Source organism: Vibrio mytili (assembly GCF_000830505.1).
GTDB classification, from domain to species: Bacteria; Pseudomonadota; Gammaproteobacteria; order Enterobacterales; family Vibrionaceae; genus Vibrio; species Vibrio mytili.
On record NZ_JXOK01000010.1, the window covers coordinates 99,145 to 120,411 of the forward strand.

Below are 21,267 nucleotides of genomic sequence, written 5' to 3' on the forward strand. Positions count from 1 at the left end.
CCATGAATCCTCTTGTACTTACCGCGTTATCGCTGTGTGGTTATATCGCTGCGGCGTTTGTGGCCATGTTCTCTCGTAATCATGAGCGGGAAAACCTGCGTTTATCCAGTGTGATCAGTATGTTTGCGGGCATATTGAGTCTGATTTCTGCTGTGGCTGTGATCGTCCATCCGATGGGTCATACGCTCGAATTTAGCTTGTTTTACGATGTATTTGTATTGGATAAATTATCTGCGTTGTTGCTGCTGGTGATTGCGATTGTTTCCATCGCCGCAGCGGGATACGCGATGAATTATCTTGATGAGTACCTAGGCAAAGGTGCTGGTTCCATTACAGTATTATTTAACCTATTTGCTGGTGCGATGACTGCGTTAGTTGCAGCCAATCAAGCGATCGCGTTCTTAATTATTGTTGAAATCATCTCAATCAGCTCGTTTGCTTTGGTGATTCAAGGAAACACTGCTGCACACCGTAAAGCAGGTTTACATTACTTGGTCATGGACCATGTGGCGAACGTGTTTATCGTCGCTACCTTTGCAATTTTGGCTTACCACGCTAACAGCCTGATGTTTAGCGATTGGATTGCCACACCACCTCAAGGTGAATTAGCGTCGTTGACCTTTGTATTGGCGTTAATTGGTTTTGGCATTAAATCCGCTGGCATTTTCTTCCACGAATGGCTGCCTAAAGCGTACCCATTGGCGCCGTCACATTGTGCAACGCTGATGTCATGCGTAATGGTGAAACTGGGCGTTTACGGTTTGTTGAAAGTGGCCATTGTTTTCCTTGGTGCCACTCAATGGTGGTGGGGTTTGGTCGTGCTGATCTTTGGTGCGCTGTCTTCCGTTTTGGGCGTGATGTTTGCGCTGGCTGAACACAACATTAAACAACTGTTGGCGTACCATTCCGTTGAAAATATTGGGATCATCCTGATGGGCGTGGGCGTGAGTATGATGGGCATTGCGACCGATCACATGGTGATAGCAGTGCTGGGCTTGCTGGGCGCGCTGTATCACTTGCTCAACCACGCAGTGTTCAAAGGCTTGTTATGTTTGGGGTCGGGATCGTTAGTTTACCGCCTGCACACCAAAGACATGGAAAAAATGGGCGGTTTGGCGAAACGCATGCCCAAAACCGCGCTGACTTTTTTAATTGGTAGCATGGCGATTTCTGCGCTGCCACCGCTAAACGGCTTTGTCAGTGAATGGTTTATTTACCAATCTTTATTTTCCATCAGCCAAACAGGTAGTGTGGCGCATCTAATCTTTGGTCCGTTTGGTGCAGTGATGCTGGCATTGACCGGCGCACTGGCGTGCATGTGTTTTGTCAAAGTGTACGGCATCTGTTTCGGTGGCGCGCCGAAATCTGAAGTTGCGGAAAGTGCTACCGAAGTGGGCAACGCGATGGTGAATGCGACCATTGGCCTATCTGTGCTGTGTGTGGTGTTGGGCATTGCTTCACCATGGATTGCACCGTACATCGCTGATATTGCCAGCGCAACACTACAAACGGGCGAAGTCACTGTAGCGCAAGGTATGTCGTTGTTCCCTGCCAGCAACATGCAGGCGCTCCTATCAACGCCGCTGATTTTGTGCGCACTGACACTGTTGCTGTTGGTGCCAACGGCGATTCTGGCTTTCCACAAACGTGAACGCTTAGCTAACCGACAACAAGGTGACCCTTGGGCGTGTGGTTACCAATACGAACAAAAAATGACGGTCTCTGCGGGTGGCATCACTCAGCCGATGCGTCACATGTTCCGCTATATCTATCAATCTCGACCTAACCGCACTTTGACGGAGCGTTTCTTACGCTCACAACCGACTGTGGGGGAAGAAATCTCGCGTGGGGTGTATCGCAGAACCATGGTGTTCTGGATTGGCCTTGTTGTACTTTGCACGATCTTTTTCCCGTTAATTTCTGGAGTTATTTAAATGTATTCACTAGAAATTCCCAGCTTGAACTGGGTGATCTTTGCAGTGTTCCAAGCGTTGCTGATGTTATGTTTGGCACCGCTGGCGACTGGTTTTTCTCGTGTTATTCGAGCCAGAATTCACTCTCGCCGTGGTCCTGGCATTCTGCAGGACTATCGCGATATCGGTAAGTTGTTACGCCGCCAATCGGTGGCGCCGGCCAACGCCAGCTTTGTGTTTTGGATGATGCCATGGGTGCTACTAACTAGCTTGTTACTGATCTGTATGTCGCTGCCAACCTTCACCAGCATGTCGCCATTTCCTATGTCGGGCGATCTGATCACCGACATCTACCTGTTGGCGATTGGCCGTTTTTTCTTCTCATTGTCGGGCATTGACTCTAACAGCATGTTTGCCGGTATGGGCAGTAGCCGAGAGTTAACGCTGGGCATTTTGATTGAACCGATCTTTATCCTCGCGATTTTCATAATGGCACTGGGCGCAGGATCGACCGACCTGGGTGTGATCAGCCATGTCGTGCAAAGCGGCGAGTGGGTGCGTCCTGTTACTTACTTGTTTGCAGGCATTGCGTGCGCGTTTGCGGTGTTTGTGGAAATGGGCAAACTGCCGTTTGACAGCGCTGAAGCTGAACAAGAATTGCAAGAGGGTCCTGCAACGGAATATTCCGGTGCGGGTCTGGCGATGGTAAAGCTGGGCTTGGGCTTGAAACAACTGGTCGTGGCGCAGCTGTTTTTGGCCATTTTCATTCCTTGGGGTCGCGCGGCGAATCTAGGTGGTGCTGAGCTATGGAGCGCTGCGTTGCTCCTGTTGGTGAAACTGTTCGTCGTGTTCTTGTTAGCTGGCATCGTCGAAAACTGCATGGCGCGAATTCGCTTTCTCAACATGCATCGAACTGTGTTCCCCGTAATTGGCGGCACCGCTCTTGCGTTGGTCTTTTTTATTTTTGGTTGGTAACAGATGATGATAATGAATACACAAAACGATGCCTTGGTTAAAACAGGCAAACACTATCTGGCGGGGTTGGTGCAAAAGTTCCCGAATGCCATCCTTGAGGAAGAGTGGCAGACCAACACCCAAGTGACCATTACAGTGAAAATGACCTCGTTGGTCGAAGTGATGCAATGGCTTTACTACGATCAAGGCGGCTGGTTGACCGTGTCGTTTGGTAACGACGAACGAAGTATTAATGGACACTTCGCAGTGTACCACGCGCTGTCGATGGAAGGCGTTGAGAAATGCTGGATTACTGTCAAAGTGCTGGTGGATGCCAACAGCCAAGAGTTTATTTCGATCACGCCAACCATTCCCGCAGCGGTATGGGGCGAACGTGAAATTCGCGATATGTATGGTCTTCGCCCGGTAGGCTTGCCTGATGAACGTCGTTTGATCCTCCCCGATGACTGGCCAGAAAATTTGCACCCACTGCGCAAAGATGCGATGGATTACCGTCAGCGTCCACAACCAACGACAGACACTGAAACTTATCCGTTCATCAATGAGCGCGGAGACGATTCAAACCGCATCGTACCAGTTGGCCCAATGCACATTACTTCTGATGAGCCTGGACACTTCCGTCTTTTCGTGGATGGTGAAGATATCGTGGATGCCGATTACCGCATGTTCTACGTTCACCGTGGTATGGAAAAACTGGCGGAAACGCGCATGGGTTATCACGAAGTGGGCTTCTTGGCAGACCGAGTGTGCGGCATTTGTGGTTTCACCCACAGCGTCGGGTACGCCAATACCGTTGAGAACTCACTGAATGTACAAGTGCCACTACGCGCGAAAATGATTCGTACCATTTTGCTGGAAGTGGAACGTCTGCACAGTCACCTATTGAACATTGGTTTGTCGAGCCACTTTGTGGGCTTTGACTCGGGCTTCATGCAATTTTTCCGAGTGCGCGAAAAAACCATGGAGCTGGCTGAGCTATTGACTGGTGCACGTAAAACTTACGGCATGAACCTAATCGGTGGCGTGCGTCGTGACTTTTTGAAAACGCAACGCGAAAAAGGCATCGCGATGGTACGTGAAGTACGCCATTCATTCCAAGAGTTGGTGGAAGTGCTGTTATCGACACCGAACATTGATAGCCGTTTGGTAGGCGTGGGCGTGTTGGCAAAAGACATTGCGCGCGATTTCAGCCCAGTTGGTCCGCTGATCCGCGGTAGCGGTTTTGAGCGTGATGTACGGGTTGTGCATGGTCAATCGCTAGAAGCGTACGCGAATGTGCCAATCGAACTGCAACACATGGGTAACGGCGACGTCCAATCCCGTGTGATCGTGCGTATTCGAGAAGTGTTAGATTCTCTTAACATCATTGAATATGGCTTGGATAGCCTGCCAGCTGGCGCAATCCTGACGGAAGATTTCGAATACACACCGAACAAATTTGCGCTGGGCTTTACCGAAGCGCCACGTGGCGAAAATGTTCATTGGAGTATGACTGGCGATAACCAAAAACTATTTCGCTGGCGCTGCCGCGCGGCCACTTACGCCAACTGGCCAACGCTGCGTTACATGTTGCGTGGTAATACCGTAGCCGATGCACCGCTGATCATTGGTAGTTTGGACCCTTGTTACTCTTGTACTGACCGTGTGACCATCGTGGATACCAAGAAAAAACGCAGCCAAACTGTACCCTACAAAGCCATCGAACAATACAGCGTGAGCCGCAAAAATTCGCCGCTGAAAGGACTGTGAGGCTGTCATGATTAAACTACTCAAAACCATTCTCAAAACCGGTGACGTTACGGCGAAATATCCCTTTGCGCCATTTGAAGTTGCCGAGGATTTTCGCGGTAAACCGGAGCTGAATGCGAGCCAATGTATCTCGTGCGGCGCGTGTACGCGCGCCTGTCCGGCAAATGCTTGATCATGGAAAACGATGAGCAGAACAGCACCCGCTGTTGGGAGTTGTCGCTGGCGCGATGCATTTACTGCGGCCGCTGTGAAGAGGTGTGTCCAACCCACGCGATCGAACTCTCCAAAGCGTTCGAATTGGCCGTGACCAAAAAAGAAGATTTGTACGAAAGGGCAGAATTCGAGTTGGCCAATTGCACGTGCTGCAGTCGTCCGTTTGTGGCGAAGAAACTGCTCAACTACGTAGTGGATTCACTGGAACAAGCAGGCTTGCGCGGTGAAGCGTTAGCAATGCGTCGCCGTCAATTAGAAACCTGTCCGGCGTGCCGCCGAGAAGACAACATGTTGGACGGCACCAATCTGGCGACACACCGCTACATGACCAGTCCTAATGATTTAATCCTGATGACCCCGGAGGATATGTGAAAGGTATCAAGCAACTCTCTGGTGAAAAACACACCACCGCCGTGCCAGCCGAAGTTTCTCCGCAGCATGAGAAACTGAAACAAACGCTGATCAACCAAATTAAACGTTCTGCTTACGTTTACCGCGTGGACTGCGGCGGTTGCAACGCTTGCGAAATCGAAATCTTCGCCGCGACCACACCGGTATACGATACTGAACGCTTTGGTATCAAAGTAGTGGCGTCGCCACGTCATGCCGACATTCTGCTGTTTACTGGTGCTGTGACGCGTGCCATGCGCGCTCCTGCGCTACGTGCGTATGAAGCGGCGCCGGATCCAAAAATCGTGGTCTCTTACGGCGCTTGCGGTTGTGACGGCGGTATTTTCCACGACCTGTACTGCGTGTGGGGCGGGACAGACAAAATCGTACCTGTCGATGTTTATATTCCCGGTTGTCCTCCAACGCCTGCGGCGACGCTTTACGGGTTTGCGGTCGCACTTGGTCTTCTTGAGCAAAAAATGCATGCCAAACAACATGATGTGCAATCCACTCCTGCCACATTGCGTCATACTGGCATACCGATGGATATTCGTGTGTTAGTGGAACGTGAAACGCGTCTGTTGGCTGGTTACCGTCAAGGTAAACGCATCGCCAACGAACTGCTGGATGTACTGGCAAACAGTACGAGCGACAATGTCGACAGCAATGTTAGCCATTACTTGGGTGAACATGACGACCCACGCCTGAGCGACATTGTCAATAGCGTGATGCGTTCGGTGATGCTGCAGATCACCGGAAACGATCAACCGAAAGGGGTTTGCCATGGCTGTCAGTGAATCACGTCATGTGGATAGTCAGGTCTACTTCTACCGTCTGAGCCGTAAATTTGTCGACAACAAATACGATGTACCAGAGGAAGCGAAGCAGATCATGTATTACAGCCTGACCATTGGCCATCATCTCGGCATTGTCGATTGCCTGAAATCTGAAATGCAGTGTTCAGGTCAAGAGTATCTTACTTGGATCTCCGGCCTTGATGAAAGCAGCGAAGCGTACCGCAAGTTGAAAGGTTTTCTGATGTTTGGCGAGATCACTGTGTTCCCCGAGCACATACACATGCTGGCGATTGCGCTTGACCGCATCGATAGTGCTACGCAATCAGAAAAAAGCCAACAATTGACGCAAGGCATGATCGCCATTTTGAACGCGATCTATAACGAGCCTACCATGTACTTAATGATTCGGGGTGGAGCATGAGCCAAAATCTACTATTAACCGTTGGCAACAACATGATGGGGGATGACGGCGCAGGCCCGTTGTTGGCGCAACTGTGTCGTGAGAACCGGTGGGATGGAGCGTAATAGAAGGCGGCACCATGCCAGAAGATAGCTTGCATTTGATTCGCAAAATTCAACCACAACGCGTATTAGTTGTGGATGCCGCCGATTTTGGAGAGAAGGCGGGTGAAGTGCGCATCATTGAGTCCGATACCATCGCTGATATGTTCATGGTATCAACGCACAGCTTACCGCTCAATTTCCTGATTGATGAGCTGAAAACGTTCGTCCCAGAAGTCAAGTTTGTCGGCATTCAGCCTGCAATAGTGGCGTTCTCCTTTCCGATGACCGAGATGGTTACCGATGCCGTGACTGAGTTGCATCGTCGTCTTCCTGAATGGGAAGGAGACGGAGGCTACGAGAGCTGCTAACCGGTGATTTTTCTGAGTGTCGACACTTGTGACGGAAGCCGTCGACACAAGTGTCGGCGTTGTTGAGCTATAAGTTTAATCACCGCAATTATTCAATATCTTTCTTACTGGGTTTGGATTTTTAGTAATTTAAAAACAACAAGTTAAATTATTTTTGTTGTTATTTTTCATATTGGCACATCTTGTGCTTATAAGGAGTCGAGTGGTTGACTCGGTTCTATCGACACAGAAGGATATCCCATGAATCGATTTGTCTTTGCGGACGCTAATAAATGTATTGGTTGTCGCACGTGTGAAGTGGCTTGTGCGATTTCACATCAAGATGAAGATATCGGGACACTGCAAGATCGTGAGAGTTTTCTACCTCGATTCGAGGTTATTAAAAATGCTCATGTCACCACGCCGGTGATGTGTCGTCAATGTGACGATGCGCCTTGTGCTCAAGTGTGTCCTAACAACGCGATTGTCCACGAGGACGGTTACATTAAAGTAATTCAATCACGATGTATTGGTTGTAAAACCTGTGCCATTGCCTGTCCTTACGGAGCAATGAATGTTGTTACAACCATGGTTGAAGACACATCACGTAGTGCTTTGTTCGCACGAAAAGTCCCTAAATCACAAGCGATTAAATGTGATTTATGTTCTCACCGCGCCAATGGCCCCGCGTGTGTGGAAGTTTGCCCGACAGGTGCGATTTCTCTGATTGAACCAGAGGAAATTCATCAAACCAGTCAAAGCAAACGTGAAGCGGCTGCCAGTCGTATCGCGATTGTTACTGTCTGATTTCTTGAAATAGTTAAGAAGGTAACTATGAAAAAATCCATTGTGGTTTGTCCGTACTGCGGTACGGGGTGCAAACTAAAGCTACTTGTTGAGAATAACAAAGTAGTGGGTGCAGAACCGGCCGATGGCCGGACTAATGAAGGTCAACTGTGCCTGAAAGGTTATTACGGTTGGGATTTCCTAAACGATACTAATTTGCTGACTCCTCGTCTTAAAAAACCCATGATCCGTCGTACTAAAGACGCGAAATTGGAGGCGGTCTCTTGGGATGAAGCACTAGATTTCGCCGCTGAAAAGCTAATGGAAATTAAAAGTAAATATGGCCCAGATGCCATCATGACAACGGGTTCGGCTCGAGGACCAGGTAACGAAGCTAACTTTGTTATGCAAAAGTTGGCGCGTGCGGTCATTGGGACCAATAACGTCGATCACTGCGCTAGGGTGTGACACGCGCCATCAGTCTCCGGTCTGGAGTCAACAGTAGGTAATGGAGCTATGAGCAATGCCATTCCCGAAATTCAAGAAACAAAATGTTTGCTCATTTTCGGTTACAACGCAGCGGATTCTCACCCAGTTGTAGCAAGACATATTATCAAAGCACGTGCGAATGGTGCCAAAGTCATCGTTTGTGATCCGCGTAAGATCGAATCTGCGCGTATTGCGGATCAGTGGTTACCACTGAAGAACGGTTCGAACATGGCGCTGGTGAACGCACTGGCTTACACCATTATCGAAGAAAACCTGTACGACAAGGCATTTGTTAAACAGTACACAGAAGGGTTCGACGCGTTTTACGACATCGTTAAAAATTATGCGCCAGAAACCGTGGAAACGATTACTGGTCTCGACGCAGCATCGATTCGTTTAGCGGCTCGTACTTATGCTACAGCGCCAGAGTCCATGATTCTTTGGGGCATGGGTGTGACCCAATACGGCCAAGCGGTAGACGTTGTTCGCGGTTTGGCAGGTCTAGCAACCTTAACCGGCAACTGGGGACGTCGTGGAGTGGGTTGTGGTCCGGTACGTGGTCAGAACAACGTACAAGGTACCTGTGACTTAGGTATGTTGCCTCACCAATATCCAGGCTATCAGGATGTGACCGATGATGCGATACGTGCAAAATTTGAAAAAGCGTGGGGCGTATCACTGTCATCAAAGCCAGGTTATCGCCTGACTGAAGTGGGACACAAAGTAGAAGATGGCGAATGCAAAGCCTTCTACATCTTCGGTGAAGATCCTGCGCAGACAGAAGCGGATCTGAACGCAATGCGTAACACGCTACGTAATATGGAACTGGTGATTGCACAAGACATCTTCATGACCAAAACGGTTGAAATGGCCGATGTGGTCTTCCCAGCCACCAGTTGGGGCGAACATGAAGGTGTGTACTCAAGCGCTGACCGTGGTTTCCAGCGCTTCTACAAAGCGGTAACCCCGCCAGAAGGCGTGAAACCTGACTGGGAAATCTTCAGTCTGTTGGCGACTCGCATGGGTTACCCAATGCACTACAATAATACCCAAGAAATTTGGGATGAGTTGCGTTCATTAGCACCGCTTTACGCCGGGGCAACTTACGAGAAAATGGAGGATCTAAAGTCGGTACAATGGCCTTGTCCAACCGAAGATCACCCAGGTACACCGTTCTTGTTTGAAGGCAATAAATTCTCTACGCCATCAGGTAAAGCGAAGTTTATTGCAGCAGAGTGGCGCGCGCCGCTAGAACAACCGGATGAAGAGTACCCATTGGTACTATCAACCGTGCGTGAAGTTGGCCACTACTCTTGTCGTTCAATGACAGGTAACTGTTCTGCATTGTCAGCGTTGGCTGATGAACCAGGATACGTTCAGATGAACCCGCAAGATGCAGAGAAATTAGGCATAAAAGATCAACAACTTGTTTGGATTTCATCGCGCCGAGGCAAAGTCATTTCTCGTGCAAGTTGTAGTGAGCGTACCAATAAAGGTGTGGTGTACATGACCTACCAATGGTGGATAGGTGCCTGTAACGAGCTGACTATTGAACACGTGGATCCGATCTCAAGCACGCCGGAGTTTAAATATTGCGCCGTGAAAGTTGAAAAGATTGACGATCAAGCTTGGGCTGAAAATTATGTACAAACTGAATATAGCAACATGAAAGCGCGATTAAAGTCGCAAGTTGAGTTTGCTTAATTAGGTAATCAATAGCCCTTCGTCCGAGTTTATAATGATGACAAATACGAAGGGCTATAATTTATTGTTACTATTATGAATAAAACAGCGAAAGAATTAACCGCATTTTCCAAGGCTATGCTGCTAATTCATGGTATATCTGATCTGCTCACTTTTCTTCACGGAAAAGAGTGCGAATTTTTACATGTAGAGAGAATAAATATCATTCTAAATGATGAACGACTAGGTGAAGCAATCGTTTATTTTCTTGATGCAAATCAGCAAATTCAAAGTGATGTGATATACCATCATAATATTGATAACTATCATCAAAGTTACGAAGAGCACGTTTATCGACTTGACGGCGTCGATTTTTACTATTCACACCCTAAACTGGCTCAGCATCCGGCTTACCAGAATGTGCGCAGTTATTACAAGATTCCACTGGATACCTTAGATAAACAACTGGGTGCTATTGAGCTGATTAACCCGAAATTTGATCAATTAGATGGGGGGGAAAATCAATTTAAACTATTTAATAGTATGTTGGTTTCTTTTATTACGCATGTATTGGATCATCAACATGCAAATACATTAACGCGACATATTAGTGATGAGAGAGATAATTACCATATTCTGGTGGATGTCACCAATGCCGTTATTAGTCAGAACAGTAAAGAAAATCTATTAACATCATTACTCAGCTGTTTACATCCTTATTTTAAAATCAAAGAGTTGTCTATTATCGATATGGACAATGGTCGCTGTATTCAGCGTGATGGACGAATTGTTGGAAATGATATTCAAACACAGTGTTTTTTCTTTAATGATATTTCTGGAAGCGTACTCGATATTTATTATCCAGAGACCAAAATTGTCACTGGCCATGATCTAGAACAATTACGCGCGGAACATACAGATTTCAATATTGAAGATGATATTGAATGTTTAATTCTAGTCCCATTAATTTTCCGTCGGGATTGGTGGGAAGGATCGCTTATATGTTGCGCGATGTAGTGCAGTTGCAAGAGATTGATATTGCGCTGCTGCAACAGATTGCTGCACGTGTAGCGCTCAGCATGCACAGTTTACGCGAAAGTCAGCACAGTGCGCAGATGCTACCAAAGAGCACCGACATCCTCATTGATGATACGTACGAGCATTACCAGATTTTTGACGACATCATAAGCCAAAGTGAAGTGATGAGTCACGTGTTGGATCAGGTCGCCATGGTTGCGAGCTGTGACAGCACCGTGTTAATCGAAGGGGAGACCGGCACAGGTAAAGAGCTGATTGCTCAAGCGATTCACAAGATGAGCCGTCGCTGCAATCGTCAAATGATCAAAATGAACTGTGCGGCGATTCCGGATGGTTTGTTTGAAAGTGAACTGTTTGGGCACGAACGAGGAGCGTTTACGGGTGCGATAAAAAATCGAGTGGGTCGCTTTGAATTAGCAGACCAAAGCACGCTGTTTTTGGATGAAATTGGCGATTTGTCGCTGGAGCTGCAACCTAAGCTACTGCGGGTTTTGCAAGAGCATGAAATAGAGCGGGTGGGTCACAATCAGTTGATTCATGTAGACGTGCGTCTGGTAGTGGCCACCAACGTCGATTTGGTCGCGCGGGTGGAAGATAAGCAATTTCGTAGCGACCTGTATTACCGCATGAATATTTTCCCAATTCGGTTGCCGCCTCTACGTGAACGAGCGGAAGACATTCCGTTATTGGTAAAACATTTTGCGCGCCTGATTTCGAAAAAAATGGGTAAAGACATCCGCGCGATCAGCCAAGAGTCGATGCGCTGCATGACTGAATATCAATGGCCGGGCAACGTACGTCAGTTGAAAAACTTTATCGAACGCTCAGTGATTTTAACCCGTGGTGAAGTGCTGAATGTCCCTGTGCATGAACTGGTGGGTATGGGACAACCCTTGCCGGGCCAAGTGTCGACGCTTGAATCCAGCGCGGCATCGATTAACAAGAACGATGAAACGATCTCTCGCGAAGCGATCATTCAAGCGTTGAAAGAGAGTAATGGCATTGTGGCTGGGCCAAGAGGCGCGGCAGTGAAACTTGGGCTGAAACGGACAACGCTGTTGTCACGTATGCAAAAAATGGAGATTAGCAGTAAGGATTATCTTGCTGCATGCTAAGCCGCGTTTATTGCGGTTGGCTCAATCGACAGACAACAAATAAAGGTATTAACGGTGTACGAAGAACAACATATGGTCTGTCATTCCGAAGTGACAACAAGAAGTATCGTCAAATATCAGCGGGCTCGCGGGCAGTGGAGCCAAGATGATATTTTGATTGAAGAGACGCCGATTGCGCTCGAATACAACGGCATCGCCTATACCGTCATGATGGGCACTCCACGAGATTTAGAAGCGTTCGCGCTGGGGTTCTCGCTCAGTGAAGGCATCATCGCCCATCCTCGCGATGTTCACGACATTGAGGTCACACACAACGAGCAAGGCTGCACAGTGTCGATTGAATTAGCCAATCGCTGCGTTGCACGTTTGAAAGAGCGCCGCCGCTCAATGGCTGGCGTCACTGGATGTGGGATTTGCGGCACGGAACAACTCAATCAGATCACGCGTTGCCTGGTGCCTTTACCTACCACCGCGCAATTTTGCTTTGACTATTTAGATCATTCGCTAGAGTCGCTAAATCGGTACCAACGTTTGAACCAACTCACTGGTACCACGCATGCTGCTTCTTATCTTGATGAACATGGTGAAGTTCAAGCGTTGTTTGAAGATGTCGGTCGCCACATTGCGCTGGATAAACTGCTTGGATGGGCGAGCCGCCAGCAAGTGAAGGGCGGAGCGGTGTTGGTGACCAGTCGCGCTAGCTTTGAAATGGTGCAAAAAGTGGCGGCGTGCGGTTTTGAAATTTTGCTTGCGCTATCGGGCCCCACTTCAATGGCGGTCGAGTTGGCGGACCGTCTTAATGTGACCTTATGCGGCTATTGCCGCGAAGGTCGCCTCAATGTTTACGCGCACGCTGAGCGCGTACGTTATCAGGGTACTGCCCAACGTGATGTTAGTTAACCATGTTGAGTTATTTAGTCGTAAGGCTTATGGCTGCTGGGTTCCCAGCATATCGAGAGTTATGAGTCTTCTTTTTAGTTTTTATTTTCTCGTTCATTTTTTAAGAGCTTTTCGTTATGAGTAAAAAAAATACAGCAATCGTCAGTCTATGCCTTCTTTTCTCACCAATGGTGTTTGCCCACCCGGGTCACCTTGGTAGTCATGGGCTTGAAAGCGGCTTTATGCATCCGTTGACGGGCTTGGATCACCTGACTGTCATGATTGGTGTGGGTCTGTTAGCGGCGTTGTTTGGGGGTAAAAACCGCTGGACAATGCCCCTAAGTTTTGTCGCCTTTATGGTGATTGGTGGCGTGATGGGTATTTCTAGCTTGTGGTTCCAGGTGTCGAAACCTTCATCGCGCTGAGTGTGATAATGATGGGCGTCATGCTGTTTCGCGGTACGAACATGCCACAAAAAATGGCGACGACGCTGATCATGGCGTTTGCGGTGTTTCACGGTATGGCGCACGGTGCAGAAATGCCAATCAACAGTCAAGCGATCAGCTACTTCTCTGGCTTTATCGTTGTCACCGCCAGTCTGCACATTGTAGGTATCGTGTTAGGCGAAATGGTAATGCGTTTTGCAGCCAGCAAACGTTTGAATCAACTGGCAGGTGCGGTGATTGCTCTGCTGGGTGGCGCATTCCTGTTTTCATAATGGATAGAAGCGATGATGCGTTGTCTGATTGAAATTAAAGGACAGGTACAAGGGGTTGGTTTTCGGCCCTTTGTGTACGGTCTGGCCATTGAGCACCAGTTGAAAGGCTGGGTGATCAATGATGCTCGGGGCGTACGGATTGACGTCCAAGGTGAACAGCGCCAATTTGACGCATTTTATCGTGAACTATTGATTAAGACACCGCCCTTAGCGCGTGTTGATAATATAGAATTACGTCCATTGGCATTGGCAGATTTTACAGAATTCCGCATTTTACCGAGCCGTGGGGACAATGAAATTAGCGTCAGTGTTCCGCCCGACCAAGCGATTTGTATGGACTGTCGTCGGGAACTGTTTGATCCTAACTCGCGCTTTTATCACTACCCATTTATCAACTGCACTCATTGTGGTCCGCGTTACACCATCATCAAAGCCTTGCCATATGACCGTCATCAAACCTCGATGAAGGGTTTTAAGCTTTGCCCAGATTGCGCGCGCGCGTACCAAAATCCAATGGATCGCCGTTATCATGCACAACCGGTGAGTTGCGCGCACTGCGGCCCATCGGTTGCTCTGTTTAGCCCGCAACAAACACGTATCGCCAAAGAACACCAAGCGATTGAACGTGCAGCCGAGCAACTTATCGCAGGTGGTATCATTGCGCTTAAAGGCCTTGGCGGATTTCATTTGGTGTGTGATGCCACGTCTTACCAAGCGGTTGCGAGGTTGCGTGAGTTAAAACATCGCGCCAGAAAGCCGTTGGCCGTAATGGTGAGCGATGTGACGCAAGCCAAGCATTACGTTCAGGGTGAAGCGTTGGAGTGGCAAACGCTGAAATCGCAAGCCAGTCCTATAGTATTGATGCGCAAGGCTGAGCGTGCTGATGAGGCAGAACGTCTGTCGCTGACAACGTCGCCCCAAATGTCGATTGCCTGGGTGTGATGCTGGCCTACACGCCACTACACCTATTGTTGATCGAGGCGTTGCAACTGCGTGGCTGTTTTGCGCCGTTGGTGATGACCAGCGCTAATGTGTCGGGGTTACCATTAGCGACCGAAGCGCAGCAGGTGTTTGCGATGTTTGGGGCATCCCTCGACAGCGTGCTCGATCACAATCGCCCAATCATTCATGCCTGTGACGACAGCTTAGTGCAGTTGGCCGCTGGCAGCATGCGTGTGCTGCGTATGGCGCGTGGTTATGGACCTCTGAGTTTTCCGTTAGAGAATCACGCACCGGCCACGCTAGCAGTGGGCGCACAACAAAAATCGACCGTTGCATTTGCGGTGCGCAATCAATGGTTTTTGTCGCCTTACCTGGGGGATATCAACGATCTCGATACGCAGCAACGTTTTATCGATGCGACTGGTTATTTTCCTGATCTTTACCAAGCATCGACCGAGCGTTGGGTGTCGGACGCTCATCCGGGTTATTTTTCAACCCAGTGGGTTAATGAGCAAACCGATTCAGCGCTACAAGTACAGCACCATTACGCGCATATTTTAGCCGTGATGGCTGAATCACAACTCAATGGTCCTGTTCTGGGGGTAAGTTTTGACGGCACTGGCGCGGGCGATGACGGGACGGTATGGGGCGGTGAAGTGATGATCGCAGACCGACTCAGTTATGAACGCATCGCGCACCTTCGACCTTTTCGTTTGATTGGGGGCGAACAAGCGATCCGTGAACCTGAACGCGTGCTGTACGCCTTATTGCTTGAAATCATGACGCCAGAACAGATCCAGCAGCTAAATCTGCCAGCGTTTGCGTCGTGGTCTGCGTCGCATTTCCAAAACCTGTTTCACTTGTGGCGCAACGCGGAACGTTCTCCGCTGTGTAGCTCGGTTGGTCGTCTGTTTGATGCGTGGGCATGCCTATTGGGCTTGGTGATGACACCGGATTACGAAGGCGAAAGCGGGCTGCAAATGGAGAATGCCGCGCGTCAAGCTGGCGAGCACCAGTTTGCACTGGCATTGCCTTGGTGTGATCAGCAACTCGATTGGGCACCGGCGTTACAGCAATGTTTGGCGCAACACGAATTATCGTCCGAACGTTGGGCGTGTATATGTAGCGACGCCTTTATCAGCGCGTTGGCACAGGCAGTGGTCGATATTGCACAGCAACACGCTAACTTACCGTTGGTGTTGAGTGGCGGCGTGTTTCAAAATCGCTGCTTGCTGGATGCCATCGACGCGTTGTTCCCCGATTCGGCGTGTCCGTTTATCACCGGAAGTCACATTCCGGTCAATGATTCCGGAATCGCCGCGGGTCAGCTCTGGCATCAATTGGCTTATGACATTTAGTCGAACCTAAAGAATAACGCTACGGCGACGAATGGCGTCGTGGCTTCATTATCAATAAGTGAGAACACCATGTGTTTATGTATTCCTTCCCGCGTGTTGTCTGTCGATGAAGACGGGATGACTGCCAAAGTGGACACCTTGGGTGTATGCAAAGAGATCAGCACACATCTCATCAGTGACCCAGTTGCCGTCGGCGACCATCTGCTTGTTCACGTGGGGTTCGCCATCAGCAAAATTAACCAGCAGGAAGCGGCAACCAACCTAGCGACGTATGAAGCGTTGTTGGCTGAGATGGAACAAGAAGACGTTGCGGTGTTGCTCTCATGAATGCTGCGTCCAATCTGTATCAAACCTATCGTCGCCCGGATGTGGTGGTAGCCTTGGCGGATAAAATTCGCCAACACGCAGAGCAGCTTAACCAGCCGTTATACATCATGGAAGTGTGCGGTGGGCATACTCACACCATCATGAAATATGGCTTGAAACAGTTGTTGCCGGAATCGCTCAGCTTCGTGCATGGCCCGGGGTGTCCGGTGTGTGTGATGCCAAAAGAGCGTATCGACCATGCGATTGCATTGGCACAATTGCCGGATGTAATGCTGGTGTGTTTGGGCGACATGATTCGCGTGCCGGGTTCGCGACAGTCTCTAGCGCAATGCCGAGCCGAAGGTGGACATGTGGTGCCGATTTATGATCCGATGGACGTGTTGAAGATCGCCAGAGAGAACCCAACCAAGCAGGTGGTCTATTTTGCAATTGGATTTGAAACCACCACACCCATGACGGCCGTGTTGGTCGATTTGGCCGAGCGCCAGCAGATCAACAATCTCTACTTTCACATTAATCATGTGTTGGTGCCGCCAGCGATGAATGCGGTGATGGCCGACGAACGCACGCCGGTGAACGCTTTTATTGGCCCGTCACACGTGAGTGCGGTGACCGGGTCACATATTTATCAACCGATTGTCGAACAACACCAAATTCCGGTGGTTGTGGCGGGCTTTGAGCCGGTCGATGTTCTGGAATCGGTATTGATGCTGGTTGAGCAAGCAGTCTCGAATCAGGCGGTGCTGGAAACTCAATATTCTCGCGTCGTGACATCGGAGGGGAACACGGTGGCTCAAGCGTTTGTCGACAAAGTATTGGCGGTGCGCGACACATTTACGTGGCGCGGGCTGGGCAATATTCCAAGTTCGGCATTGCAACTGCGTGATACGTACGCACATCGCGATGCGGAATTACGTTTTGCGGCGCATCTGCCACACCATCATCAAGACGATCATAAAGCGTGTCGCTGCGGCGACATCTTACGCGGCTTAGCTACACCGCCAGACTGCAAAGTGTTTGGCCGCGCGTGCAAGCCAACGCGCCCAATGGGCAGCTGCATGGTGAGTTCCGAAGGGGCTTGCAATGCGTATTATCGCTACGGCGCCATTGAATCGGTGTCGTTGACCGGGGGGAACGAAAATGAGTGAGATGACTCACGTGCAAATCAGTCATGGTGGCGGCGGTCAAGAGATGGGCCAGTTTATTCGCCAGTTATTTTTCTCGCGCTTTGGCAACGAAATTCTCAAACGCGACGAAGACGCTGCGAGCTTGTCGATCAGCGGCCCGATTGCGATGACCACCGACAGTTTCACCGTTTCACCGCTATTTTTTCCAGGCGGCAATATCGGCTCGCTGGCGATTGCGGGCACCTGTAACGATCTGGCGATGGCTGCGGCGAAACCGACATATCTGAGTTGCGGTTTCATGATTGAAGAGGGGCTGGCGCTGAGTGAGCTGACCGATATTGTCGACACCATGGCCAGGGAGCTCAGTCGCATCGACGCGCAAATTGTGTGTGGCGATACCAAAGTGGTGCCTAAAGGCAGTGTCGATAAAGTTTTTATCAACACAACCGGTATTGGCGCCATCCTGCGTGACGGTGTGTCGGCGCACAACCTGCAACCGGGCGATTGCATTTTAGTGTCACGCGATATTGGTTGTCACGGTGCGTGTGTGCTGGCGCAGCGTGAATCGATGGCGCTAGAGACGCAAATCGAGAGCGATTGTGATCTGTTGTGGCCAGCGGTTAACGCGCTTTTGCACGCCGACATTGAGATTCACGCCATGCGCGATGCCACGCGCGGCGGTTTGTCTGCGGTGCTCAACGAATGGTGTCAAACCAGCCAAGTACAGTTGGTGATTGATGAGCAAAGTGTGCCCGTGACCGACGCTGTGCGCGGGTTGTGTGAACTGTTTGGGTTCGAACCTTACGATTTGGCCAATGAAGGCACTTTTGTGCTGGCCGTGCCCGCCAAAGATTGCGACACCGCACTGGCCGCGCTGCGCCAACATCATACCAACGCCGCGTGTATTGGCACCGTGCAAGCCGGAACGCCAGCGCGTCCCATTTTATGCAACCCTTGGGGAAGTCGTCGTTACCTCGACTTTCCGGCAGGCGAGTTGCTGCCACGAATTTGTTGAGAAGCGCCATGCATGAACTTTCCATTAGCTTGAAAACCATCGATTTGGTTGTCGAGCAAGCTCAAAAGCACCACTACCGCAAGGTCACCAAAATTACGCTCAGCGTTGGGGTGTTGTCGTGCATTGAGCCAGAAGCGTTGCGAACTGGGTTAGAAATGGCCAGCCGCGAAACGATCGCCCAGGACGCCGAAGTGGTGATAGAAACCCTGCCAGCGATTGCCGTGTGCCAAGGGTGTCGTCACCAGTTTGCAATTCAGAATTATCAAGACAGTTGTCCGCAGTGCCACAGTTATCAATTGACTGTGCAGCAAGGCGAAGAACTTCAGGTCAAACACATCGAGGTTGAATAATATGTGTACTGTTTGTGGCTGCGGTGATAGCCAAATTGAGCACGGTCATCAGCATGATCATCCCCATTCTCATGGACATTCACATGAGCACGGGCATTCTCATGACCATGCGCACGATCACGGTGAGTATCACACTCACACTAGCGAACAACCGTTGGTGATTCATCATCATTACTCCCACCAAGGCGATGTTCATCATCACGTTCATTATCATGGCTTTACTCCGGCATCAGCGCCGCAGTACGCCCAGCTTGACCATGCACATCATGAACATAGTCACCATGAACATAGTCACTCTGACCATGCGCACCATGAACACAGTCATGCGGAACAGAGCCACCACGCCCATCATGCTCACTCAGACGATCACGACCACGCAGAGCATCACGCGCAGACGCATGCAAATGGTGATATGCATTTTGGTCGCGGCGAAGCGCAGGTGCATGTGGCGGGCGTATCTCAACGTCAATTGCTCACACTGGAACAAGACATTTTGGGCAAAAACAACGAAGTGGCAGAACACAACCGCGCGCATTTCATTGCCGCTGGTCAGTTGGTGCTCAACCTTGTCTCCAGCCCGGGTTCAGGCAAAACCACCTTGTTGGTTGAAACCTTAAATCGTCTGAAAGATCGCTTGCCATGTGCGGTGATTGAAGGGGATCAACAAACCAGCAACGACGCCGACCGTATTCGCGCTACGCAAGTGCCAGCCTTGCAAGTCAACACTGGTAAAGGCTGCCATTTGGATGCCGATATGATTCACCACGCGTATCACCAATTAGCGTTTGATGAGTCCGGTGTGCTTTTCATCGAAAACGTGGGCAACTTGGTGTGTCCTGCCAGCTTTGATCTCGGCGAGCGTTGCAAAGTCGCGATTTTATCGGTCACCGAAGGAGAGGACAAACCTCTGAAATACCCCAACATGTTTGCTGAATCTGAACTGATGATCATCAACAAAACGGATTTACTGCCGTACGTGAATTTCGACGTGGTGAACTGCATTCACAATGCCAAGAAAGTGAACCCAGCGATTCAGGTGATTCAGTTATCAGCGACCACTGGTGAAGGATTCGACGCTTGGCTCAATTGGCTGACCGAGCAGCGCGCGGTGGTGAACTGTTCTATTTCGGGCCTATAACGTCATCGCCATGTGGTTCTGAATGTTGGGCGACTCCGCCCATCATGTGTATTTTAAGCAACGTTCGTTAAAAGGTTCGATCATGCGTTTAAGTCAAATGTCTCTTCTTCTCTGCGGCTTCAGCCTTAGCTCTATCGCTGCCGCGGCTACCTTCTCCGATGTCTTGGAGAGCCAACAAGCGCAACAGGATAAGGTGCAAATTGTCGATTGTCGCGACAGTAACTTCTACAACGGCTGGCCAGAAATGGGCCAAACGGCTGGCGGTCATATTCCGGGGGCGGTGAACTTTGATTCGCGCTGGGTCGAAATGATGTCAACCGATGAACTAAAACAGATCATCGAGAATAAGTCGCTGGTTAAAGATCAGCCTACTTTTCTTTACTGCGCCGTTGAAAGTGCAGCTCAATTGAAAAAAACATTGTTGAATCATGGTTTTCAATCCGTCGAGATCATTGAACAGCCGCTGGAACAATACCAAGGCGAGTTGGTAGCATTGCCCCGTTACCAAAACTTGGTGCCAGCTTGGTGGTTGGATGACGTGCTCAAAGGTGAGACCGTACAACATGCCCCAAGTAACGATTACAAAGTGCTGGAAGTGGCATGGGGTCCGGCAACCAAGTACCTGTGGGCGCACATTCCGGGCGCTCAGTATGTCAATACCAACGACATCGAATCGAAACCTTGGTGGAACCGCGTGTCTGACCAACAGCTGGAAATTCTGGTTAACAATCTCGGTATCAAATACGACACCACTGTGATTTTGTACGGCCGCGATAACACGGCGGCAGCGCGACTGGCCAACATTCTGATGTATGTGGGGGTGCAAGATGTGCGTCTGCTCAACGGCGGCTGGCAATCTTGGGAAGATGGTGGTTACAAAACAGCAATGACGTCACCAGACGTCTCGGCGACCACATCTTTTGGTAAGACCATTCCAGCCAATAAAAATTACATTATTGACCTGCCAGAAGCGAAAGCATTGCTGACATTACCACAAGACAAGCAATCGCTGGTGAGTATTCGTTCCTTGGCCGAATTTAACGGGGAAACTAGCGGCTACGATTACATTCAGTCCAAAGGTCATATTCCGGGCGCAAAATGGGGTCACGCGGGCAGCGATGCGTACCATCTGGAAGATTTTCGTAACCCAGACCAAACCATGCGCAGCGCGAATGAAATCACTCAGTTCTGGCATGAATCCAACATCGAGCCACAGCAACAAGTATCGTTTTTCTGCGGTACCGGTTGGCGTGCTTCTGAAGTCTTTTTTGATGCTTACGTGATGGGCTGGGAAAATATCAGCGTTTATGACGGCGGTTGGTATCAATGGGCAGGGAAATAAACTCTAACTTTCGCGGTGAATTACATCTATCGTTGCAGCATGAGCGGTAGACATGAAAGAGAATAAAGAGGC

Annotated in this window: 23 protein-coding genes and 1 pseudogene; all 24 read left to right on the forward strand. The window is 49.6% G+C overall.

Annotated features, from left to right (window positions below):
* The first annotated feature begins 2 nt into the window (after positions 1-2).
* The 24 genes and pseudogenes from SU60_RS04820 (at position 3) to SU60_RS04915 (ending at position 21,195) form a co-directional block, all read left to right on the forward strand.
* Positions 3-1,934 (forward strand): proton-conducting transporter transmembrane domain-containing protein, encoded by a 1,932-nt coding sequence (locus SU60_RS04820; protein WP_041154577.1) that lies wholly within the window; start codon positions 3-5, stop codon positions 1,932-1,934.
* The gene (locus SU60_RS04825; protein WP_041154578.1) at positions 1,935-2,888 is read left to right on the forward strand and encodes a respiratory chain complex I subunit 1 family protein; all 954 of its coding nucleotides are present in this window, start codon (positions 1,935-1,937) and stop codon (positions 2,886-2,888) included.
* Between the two features lie 3 nt (positions 2,889-2,891).
* Positions 2,892-4,637 (forward strand): NADH-quinone oxidoreductase subunit D-related protein, encoded by a 1,746-nt coding sequence (locus SU60_RS04830; protein WP_084735609.1) that lies wholly within the window; start codon positions 2,892-2,894, stop codon positions 4,635-4,637.
* Between the two features lie 7 nt (positions 4,638-4,644).
* The gene (locus SU60_RS22250; RefSeq protein WP_245228357.1) at positions 4,645-4,809 is read left to right on the forward strand and encodes a 4Fe-4S binding protein; all 165 of its coding nucleotides are present in this window, start codon (positions 4,645-4,647) and stop codon (positions 4,807-4,809) included.
* Between the two features lie 2 nt (positions 4,810-4,811).
* A pseudogene (locus tag SU60_RS22255) lies at positions 4,812-4,892 on the forward strand (formate hydrogenlyase complex iron-sulfur subunit); the annotation flags it as partial.
* A 42-nt stretch (positions 4,893-4,934) separates the two neighbouring features.
* A complete protein-coding gene (locus SU60_RS22260) occupies positions 4,935-5,222 on the forward strand; it encodes a hypothetical protein (RefSeq protein WP_245228365.1) in 288 nt (95 codons plus the stop codon).
* 41 nt (positions 5,223-5,263) lie between these two features.
* Positions 5,264-6,037, forward strand: a complete 774-nt coding sequence (locus SU60_RS04840) for an NADH-quinone oxidoreductase subunit B family protein (RefSeq protein WP_245228363.1) — start codon at positions 5,264-5,266, stop codon at positions 6,035-6,037.
* On the forward strand, positions 6,024-6,458 hold the full coding sequence (locus SU60_RS04845; RefSeq protein ID WP_041154581.1) for a formate hydrogenlyase maturation HycH family protein: 435 nt from the start codon (positions 6,024-6,026) through the stop codon (positions 6,456-6,458). Before SU60_RS04840 ends, SU60_RS04845 begins: the two co-directional genes overlap by 14 nt.
* Positions 6,459-6,576: 118 nt before the next feature.
* Positions 6,577-6,909, forward strand: coding sequence for a hydrogenase maturation protease (locus tag SU60_RS04850; protein ID WP_245228358.1), 333 nt, complete (start codon positions 6,577-6,579; stop codon positions 6,907-6,909).
* A 240-nt stretch (positions 6,910-7,149) separates the two neighbouring features.
* Positions 7,150-7,695, forward strand: a complete 546-nt coding sequence (locus SU60_RS04855) for a 4Fe-4S dicluster domain-containing protein (RefSeq protein ID WP_041154582.1) — start codon at positions 7,150-7,152, stop codon at positions 7,693-7,695.
* A gap of 27 nt (positions 7,696-7,722) precedes the next feature.
* Positions 7,723-9,867: a formate dehydrogenase subunit alpha gene (gene fdhF, locus SU60_RS04865; protein ID WP_084735612.1), complete on the forward strand. Its 2,145-nt coding sequence runs from the start codon at positions 7,723-7,725 to the stop codon at positions 9,865-9,867.
* A gap of 75 nt (positions 9,868-9,942) precedes the next feature.
* Positions 9,943-10,863 (forward strand): hypothetical protein, encoded by a 921-nt coding sequence (locus tag SU60_RS22265; protein WP_245228359.1) that lies wholly within the window; start codon positions 9,943-9,945, stop codon positions 10,861-10,863.
* Entirely contained in the window at positions 10,848-11,999 is a 1,152-nt protein-coding gene (locus tag SU60_RS22270) for a sigma-54 interaction domain-containing protein (RefSeq protein ID WP_245228360.1), read from the forward strand. Before SU60_RS22265 ends, SU60_RS22270 begins: the two co-directional genes overlap by 16 nt.
* Before the next feature lie 54 nt (positions 12,000-12,053).
* Positions 12,054-12,899, forward strand: coding sequence for a formate dehydrogenase accessory sulfurtransferase FdhD (gene fdhD / locus SU60_RS04875; RefSeq protein WP_041154584.1), 846 nt, complete (start codon positions 12,054-12,056; stop codon positions 12,897-12,899).
* 116 nt (positions 12,900-13,015) lie between these two features.
* Positions 13,016-13,303 (forward strand): HupE/UreJ family protein, encoded by a 288-nt coding sequence (locus tag SU60_RS22855; protein ID WP_280806691.1) that lies wholly within the window; start codon positions 13,016-13,018, stop codon positions 13,301-13,303.
* Between the two features lie 8 nt (positions 13,304-13,311).
* Positions 13,312-13,596: a HupE/UreJ family protein gene (locus SU60_RS22860; protein WP_280806692.1), complete on the forward strand. Its 285-nt coding sequence runs from the start codon at positions 13,312-13,314 to the stop codon at positions 13,594-13,596.
* Between the two features lie 12 nt (positions 13,597-13,608).
* Positions 13,609-14,538: an acylphosphatase gene (locus SU60_RS22275; protein WP_280806693.1), complete on the forward strand. Its 930-nt coding sequence runs from the start codon at positions 13,609-13,611 to the stop codon at positions 14,536-14,538.
* Positions 14,538-15,896, forward strand: a complete 1,359-nt coding sequence (locus SU60_RS22280; protein ID WP_280806694.1) for a Kae1-like domain-containing protein — start codon at positions 14,538-14,540, stop codon at positions 15,894-15,896. The genes SU60_RS22275 and SU60_RS22280 overlap by 1 nt, the downstream gene beginning before the upstream one ends.
* A 69-nt stretch (positions 15,897-15,965) precedes the next feature.
* The gene (locus SU60_RS04890; protein WP_041154585.1) at positions 15,966-16,223 is read left to right on the forward strand and encodes a HypC/HybG/HupF family hydrogenase formation chaperone; all 258 of its coding nucleotides are present in this window, start codon (positions 15,966-15,968) and stop codon (positions 16,221-16,223) included.
* Positions 16,220-17,371, forward strand: a complete 1,152-nt coding sequence (gene hypD, locus SU60_RS04895; protein WP_041154586.1) for a hydrogenase formation protein HypD — start codon at positions 16,220-16,222, stop codon at positions 17,369-17,371. Before SU60_RS04890 ends, hypD begins: the two co-directional genes overlap by 4 nt.
* 1 nt (position 17,372) lies before the next feature.
* Entirely contained in the window at positions 17,373-18,365 is a 993-nt protein-coding gene (hypE, locus tag SU60_RS04900; RefSeq protein WP_041154587.1) for a hydrogenase expression/formation protein HypE, read from the forward strand.
* An 8-nt stretch (positions 18,366-18,373) separates the two neighbouring features.
* Positions 18,374-18,715 carry a hydrogenase maturation nickel metallochaperone HypA gene (gene hypA / locus SU60_RS04905; RefSeq protein WP_041154588.1) on the forward strand — a complete coding sequence of 114 codons (342 nt, stop codon included), beginning with the start codon at positions 18,374-18,376 and terminating at the stop codon, positions 18,713-18,715.
* 1 nt (position 18,716) lies between these two features.
* Positions 18,717-19,853 carry a hydrogenase nickel incorporation protein HypB gene (gene hypB / locus SU60_RS21240; RefSeq protein WP_084735615.1) on the forward strand — a complete coding sequence of 379 codons (1,137 nt, stop codon included), beginning with the start codon at positions 18,717-18,719 and terminating at the stop codon, positions 19,851-19,853.
* Between the two features lie 82 nt (positions 19,854-19,935).
* Positions 19,936-21,195 carry a rhodanese-like domain-containing protein gene (locus SU60_RS04915; RefSeq protein ID WP_041154679.1) on the forward strand — a complete coding sequence of 420 codons (1,260 nt, stop codon included), beginning with the start codon at positions 19,936-19,938 and terminating at the stop codon, positions 21,193-21,195.
* The last annotated feature ends 72 nt before the right edge of the window (positions 21,196-21,267 follow it).

What these genes read in the sequence shown, in the direction of transcription:
- SU60_RS22855 (WP_280806691.1), top strand. Translation starts at nt 13,016, where the DNA reads ATGAGTAAAAAAAATACAGCAATCGTCAGTCTATGCCTTCTTTTCTCA.
- SU60_RS04890 (WP_041154585.1), top strand. Translation starts at nt 15,966, where the DNA reads ATGTGTTTATGTATTCCTTCCCGCGTGTTGTCTGTCGATGAAGACGGG.
- SU60_RS04855 (WP_041154582.1), top strand. Translation starts at nt 7,150, where the DNA reads ATGAATCGATTTGTCTTTGCGGACGCTAATAAATGTATTGGTTGTCGC.
- SU60_RS04825 (WP_041154578.1), top strand. Translation starts at nt 1,935, where the DNA reads ATGTATTCACTAGAAATTCCCAGCTTGAACTGGGTGATCTTTGCAGTG.
- hypA (WP_041154588.1), top strand. Translation starts at nt 18,374, where the DNA reads ATGCATGAACTTTCCATTAGCTTGAAAACCATCGATTTGGTTGTCGAG.
- SU60_RS04915 (WP_041154679.1), top strand. Translation starts at nt 19,936, where the DNA reads ATGCGTTTAAGTCAAATGTCTCTTCTTCTCTGCGGCTTCAGCCTTAGC.
- SU60_RS22860 (WP_280806692.1), top strand. Translation starts at nt 13,312, where the DNA reads ATGATGGGCGTCATGCTGTTTCGCGGTACGAACATGCCACAAAAAATG.
- SU60_RS22280 (WP_280806694.1), top strand. Translation starts at nt 14,538, where the DNA reads ATGCTGGCCTACACGCCACTACACCTATTGTTGATCGAGGCGTTGCAA.
- SU60_RS04820 (WP_041154577.1), top strand. Translation starts at nt 3, where the DNA reads ATGAATCCTCTTGTACTTACCGCGTTATCGCTGTGTGGTTATATCGCT.
- SU60_RS22265 (WP_245228359.1), top strand. Translation starts at nt 9,943, where the DNA reads ATGAATAAAACAGCGAAAGAATTAACCGCATTTTCCAAGGCTATGCTG.
- SU60_RS04850 (WP_245228358.1), top strand. Translation starts at nt 6,577, where the DNA reads ATGCCAGAAGATAGCTTGCATTTGATTCGCAAAATTCAACCACAACGC.
- hypE (WP_041154587.1), top strand. Translation starts at nt 17,373, where the DNA reads ATGACTCACGTGCAAATCAGTCATGGTGGCGGCGGTCAAGAGATGGGC.
- SU60_RS22250 (WP_245228357.1), top strand. Translation starts at nt 4,645, where the DNA reads ATGATTAAACTACTCAAAACCATTCTCAAAACCGGTGACGTTACGGCG.
- hypD (WP_041154586.1), top strand. Translation starts at nt 16,220, where the DNA reads ATGAATGCTGCGTCCAATCTGTATCAAACCTATCGTCGCCCGGATGTG.
- SU60_RS22270 (WP_245228360.1), top strand. Translation starts at nt 10,848, where the DNA reads ATGTTGCGCGATGTAGTGCAGTTGCAAGAGATTGATATTGCGCTGCTG.
- SU60_RS04845 (WP_041154581.1), top strand. Translation starts at nt 6,024, where the DNA reads ATGGCTGTCAGTGAATCACGTCATGTGGATAGTCAGGTCTACTTCTAC.
- SU60_RS04830 (WP_084735609.1), top strand. Translation starts at nt 2,892, where the DNA reads ATGATGATAATGAATACACAAAACGATGCCTTGGTTAAAACAGGCAAA.
- hypB (WP_084735615.1), top strand. Translation starts at nt 18,717, where the DNA reads ATGTGTACTGTTTGTGGCTGCGGTGATAGCCAAATTGAGCACGGTCAT.
- SU60_RS22275 (WP_280806693.1), top strand. Translation starts at nt 13,609, where the DNA reads ATGATGCGTTGTCTGATTGAAATTAAAGGACAGGTACAAGGGGTTGGT.